The sequence below is a fragment of the Streptomyces sp. NPDC058221 genome (assembly GCF_042882365.1).
GTDB lineage: Bacteria > Actinomycetota > Actinomycetes > Streptomycetales > Streptomycetaceae > Streptomyces.
In genome coordinates this window covers 1-4,534 of the sequence record NZ_JBHVWF010000276.1, presented here as the reverse complement: position 1 = coordinate 4,534, position 4,534 = coordinate 1, and the positions used below count along the sequence as shown (strand labels likewise).

Annotated in this window: 4 protein-coding genes and 1 pseudogene; all 5 read right to left on the bottom strand. The window is 73.6% G+C overall.

Features of this window, described 5'->3' with window-relative positions; all coding sequences use genetic code 11:
- Nucleotides 1–126 precede the first annotated feature (126 nt).
- Nucleotides 127–954, bottom strand: a complete 828-nt coding sequence (locus ACFVW8_RS38520) for an HpcH/HpaI aldolase/citrate lyase family protein (protein ID WP_389698610.1) — start codon at nucleotides 952–954, stop codon at nucleotides 127–129.
- The gene (locus ACFVW8_RS38515) at nucleotides 951–2,150 is read right to left on the bottom strand and encodes a CaiB/BaiF CoA transferase family protein (RefSeq protein WP_389698608.1); all 1,200 of its coding nucleotides are present in this window, start codon (nucleotides 2,148–2,150) and stop codon (nucleotides 951–953) included. Before ACFVW8_RS38515 ends, ACFVW8_RS38520 begins: the two co-directional genes overlap by 4 nt.
- Nucleotides 2,147–3,031 (bottom strand): ribokinase, encoded by an 885-nt coding sequence (gene rbsK / locus ACFVW8_RS38510; protein ID WP_389698606.1) that lies wholly within the window; start codon nucleotides 3,029–3,031, stop codon nucleotides 2,147–2,149. The genes ACFVW8_RS38515 and rbsK overlap by 4 nt, the downstream gene beginning before the upstream one ends.
- Nucleotides 3,028–4,410, bottom strand: coding sequence for an ADP-ribosylglycohydrolase family protein (locus tag ACFVW8_RS38505; protein WP_389698604.1), 1,383 nt, complete (start codon nucleotides 4,408–4,410; stop codon nucleotides 3,028–3,030). Before ACFVW8_RS38505 ends, rbsK begins: the two co-directional genes overlap by 4 nt.
- Nucleotides 4,407–4,534 (bottom strand): annotated as a pseudogene (locus ACFVW8_RS38500) (ADP-ribosylglycohydrolase family protein); the annotation flags it as partial. The gene ACFVW8_RS38505 and the pseudogene ACFVW8_RS38500, both read right to left, overlap by 4 nt.

Genomic DNA, 4,534 nt, shown 5'->3' with positions numbered 1-4,534 from the left:
GTTTCTGCGGGCCTCGGGTTTGCCGGCAAAGCCACAAACCCAGCCGTACAGGCAAACCCAACCGTCCCTGCCCGTCCGGCAAACCCAGCCCGTCCGGCGATTGAGGACACCACGGGGGGACCCGGATCACCGTTGGCCGGCCACCACCGTGCGCCCGGCCAGGGCAAGCGTGCGGTGCGCCGAGGCCACCACCGCCGCGTCCACGAAGCGCCCGTCCGGCAGCGCCAGCGCACCCGCCTCCGTCCGGGCCGCCTCGACGATCTCCTGCGCCGCCTCGATCTCCTGCGGCGTCGGCCGGAACGCCCGCTCGATCACCGGCAGCTGCCGGGGGTGGATCGCCGCCCGCCCCAGGAACCCCAGCGCCCGGCCGTGTGCGCAGGACGCCCACAGACCGTCCAGGTCCCGGACGTCGGGAAACACCGACTGAGCGGGCGGGACAAGGCCCGCCGCCCGGGCCGCCACCACCGCCCGGCTGCGCGACCAGTCGAGCCCGGTGTCGTCCCGCACCCCCAGATCCGCCCGGAGATCCGCCTCGCCCAGAGCGATGGAACGCACCTGGGGATGGGCGGCGGCCACCGAGTACGCGTGCTCGATACCGAGGGCCGACTCCAGCAGCGGGCAGAGCGCGACGCCCGGGGCGAGCGCCGCGATGTGATGGACCGAGGCCGCATGGGTGATCTTCGGCAGCCGCAGTTCGGCGAGGCCCGGCAGCCCGGCCAGGGCCAGCACATCGGCCTCCGCGTGGACCCGCACATGGACCGGCACCGATCCGGTGCCCGCCGGATCGGAGAGGAGCTCCACGGTGGCCGCCCGTGCGTACTCCTTGCGGTCCGGGGCGACCGCGTCCTCCAGGTCCACGATCACCACGTCCGCCCCCGACGCGCGTGCCTTGCGCACCACGTCCGGCCGGTCCCCGGGGACGTACAGCCAGGTGAGGGGGATCGCCGCGGTCACAGGACACGCTCCGCACGCAGCGCCGAGATCTCCGGGCCGCTCAGACCGAGCCCGGTGAGGATCTCCTCGGTGTCCGCCCCGTGCGGCCGGCCCGCCCAGCGGATGGCCCCCGGGGTCCCGGAGAGCCGGAACAGGACGTTCTGCATCCGCAGCGGGCCCAGCTCGGGGTCGTCGACCTCGGTGATGGAGTCCAGAGCCCGGTACTGCGGGTCCTCCATCACGTCGCGGATGTCATGGATGGGCGCGATGGCCGCCTCCGCCTTCTCGAACGCGGAGATCGCGTCGTCCCTGGTGTGCCGGGCGATCCAGTTGCCGACCGCCTCGTCGAGCTCCTCGCAGTGCTCGGCGCGCGTGGTGCCGGCCGCGAACCACGGCTCGTCGATCAGCTCGGACCGCCCGACCAGGTGCATCACACGCTCCGCGACGGACTGCGCCGATGTGGAGACGGCGACCCACTGACCGTCGGACGTGCGGTAGGTGTTGCGCGGGGCGTTGTTGCGCGAACGGTTGCCGGTGCGCGGCTGGACGTAGCCGAGCTGGTCGTACCAGAGTGGCTGCGGGCCGAGCACCGTCAGGATCGGCTCGATGATCGCCAGGTCGACGACCTGCCCCTCGCCGGTGCGCTCCCGCCCGGCCAGCGCGGTCATCACCGCGAACGCCGTGGCGATGGCCGCGATGGAGTCGGCAAGACCGAACGGCGGCAGCGTCGGCGGTCCGTCCGGTTCCCCGGTGATCGCCGCGAATCCGCTCATCGCCTCCGCGAGGGTGCCGAAGCCGGGCCGGTGCGCGTACGGGCCGAACTGGCCGAAGCCCGTCACCCGGGCCAGCACCAGCCGGGGGTTGACCGCGTGCAGCTCCTCCCAGCCGAGACCCCACCGCTCCAGCGTGCCCGGCCGGAAGTTCTCGATGATCACATCGGTGTCGGCGGCCAGCCGCAGCAGGATGTCCCGGCCCCCGGGCCCGGACAGATCGAGCGTCATGGTGCGCTTGTTGCGGCCCAGCAGTTTCCACCACAGGCCGATGCCGTCCTTGGCGGGGCCGTGCCCCCGGGACGGATCGGGCCGGACCGGATGCTCGACCTTGATCACCTCGGCGCCGTAGTCGCCGAGCATGGTCGCGCACAGGGGGCCCGCGAAGAGCGTGGCGAGATCGATGACCCGGAGCCCGGCCAGGGGCGCTGCCGCCGGCCCGGTCATGCGGCGTCGATTTCGCTGCGGTACGGCATGGAGGTGGAGGCACCCGGCGTCTGTACGCAGAGCGCCGCGGCCGACGAGGCCCGGGCGATGGCCTGCGGCACCGGCAGGCCCTCGCCGATCGCCACGGCGAGCGTGCCGACGAAGGTGTCCCCGGCGCCGGTGGTGTCGACGGCGGTGACCTCGGGGGCCGGGAAGTGGACCGTCTGGTTCCCCCGGGCCGCGTACAGGCAGCCCTTCGAGCCGAGGGTGATCACGACGGCGGGCACCTGGCTGAGCAGGACCTCGGCCGCCGCATGCGGTTCGGAGTGCCCGGACAGCTCGGCGGCCTCGTGCTCATTGGGGATCAGCAGGTCGACGCAGTCCAGGAGTTCGTCGGGCAGCTCCTGCACGGGGGACGGGGTGAGGAGCACGCGTACCCCCTGGGCGTGGCCGGCCCGCGCCCCCTCGATCACCGCGGACAGCGGCAGCTCCAGCTGGAGGAGCAGCAGATCGGCATCGGCGACGGCGGCGATCTCGCCCGGACCGAGCGCGGTGACGGCGCCGTTGGCACCGGAGATGACCACGATCGCGTTGGATCCCTTGGCGTCCACCACGATGTGTGCGGTCCCGCTGGGCCCCTCGGCGGTGTGCAGCAGATCGGTGTCGACGCCCGAGTGCTCCAGGTTCTCCCGGAGCCGGACGCCGTACTCGTCGTTGCCGACCGCGCCGATCATCATCACGTCGCCGCCCGCCCGCGCGGCGGCGACGGCCTGGTTGGCCCCCTTGCCGCCGGGAACGGTGCGGAACTCGTGCCCGGTGACGGTCTCCCCGCGTTCCGGAGCCCGGTCGACGTAGGCCACAAGATCCATATTGGTGCTGCCGAGCACCGCGATTTTGGTCATGGGCGGAGTGCCTCCTCATGGGTGAGCCGGTGGGTCAGATCGGCGAGGGTGTCGAAGCCGACCGAGTCGAAACCCGGGACGGACGTGGCGAGGCGGTTCTTCAGCGGGGCGGTCCACCGGTCGGGCAGCGCCTCGGGCCGCCCGGCCAGCAGACCGGCGAGCGAACCCGCCGTCGCCCCGTTGGAGTCGGTGTCCCAGCCGCCGGACACCGCACGGCAGACGGACCCGGTGAAATCGCCGTCCGCGTGGGTGAGCGCGGCGGCGAGCAGAGCCGCGTTGGGCAGCACATGCACCCAGTGATACCTGCCGTAACCGTCGTGGAGCCGGTCGACGACCGTATCGAAGTCGGCCTCCTCCCGGGCCGCCGCGACACCGGCCCGTACCGCCTGCGCGAAACGCGAGCGCGCCGGTACGACCCTGAGCCCGGCGGCCAGACACCCGTGGACGTCGGCCTCGCCACCCGCCGCCTCGGCGAGTGCCGCCGCGGTGAACATCGCGCCGTACACCCCGTTCCCGGTGTGTGTGAGGGCCGCGTCCCGGTGGGCCTGCTCCGCCGCGGCGGCCGGGTCGCCGGGATGTGTCCAGCCGTGCACATCGGCCCGGATCTGCGCCCCGATCCACTCCCGGAACGGATTGCGGTACAGGGCGGTGTCCGGCGGTTCGACGCCGTCCAGCAGATTGCGGTAGGCGACCCGCTCGGCGGTGAACGTCCGGCCCGCCGGAAGCTCGTCGAGCCAGAGCCTGCCGACGTCGGCCGTGGAGAAGGAGCGGCCGCACCGCTGGAGCAGTACCAGGGTGAGGAGCGGGTAGTTGAGGTCGTCGTCCTCGGGCATCCCGTCGATGTTCTCGGCGAGCGAGGTGGTGGCGGAGCGCCGGTTCCACGGGTAGGCGGCCGTCAGCCCCGGGGGCAGGCCGCGGGCGGTGAACCAGGTGGTCAGCGGCCAGTTCCCGGTGGCGCGGGCCAGGGCGCGGATGCCTTCCAGCGGCAGCTTCTCGACCGGCTTCCCGAGCAGACAGCCGGCCGCGCGCCCCAGCCAGGCCGCGTGCAGCCGCTCGCGGCCCACGGACGGCCGGTCCGTCAGAGGGCCCGGCCAGTGCGGGCAGGCGGCCCGGATCGCATCGAGTCCGGTCGGTTCGGCGTCGGCCAGTGGCGCGTCCAGCAGGGCGAGTTCGTCCAGCAGATGCTCGGCGACTGCACGGAGTCCGGGTGACGCGGGGTCCTCGGAGGCGCCCGCGCGGTCCGGTGCGGGCGACCCTCCGGCCTCGTACCACCGGCGTTCGATGTCCCGGGCGTCCCGCCCGTCCTCGGCGGCCTGCCGCAGCTCGTGCCCGACCAGATCCTCCGGCTGCACCCAGGTGGCGCGCACTGTCGCGGTCATGGGGTGCCCACCAGCGAGGCGAAGGCGGCCTCGTGGGCGCGGCGGCGGGCCGTGTCGTGCGTGAAGACCTCGCGGGCGACGTCCGCCAGGGTCCGCGCCGGGGCGTGCAGATCGAGGCGGCTGC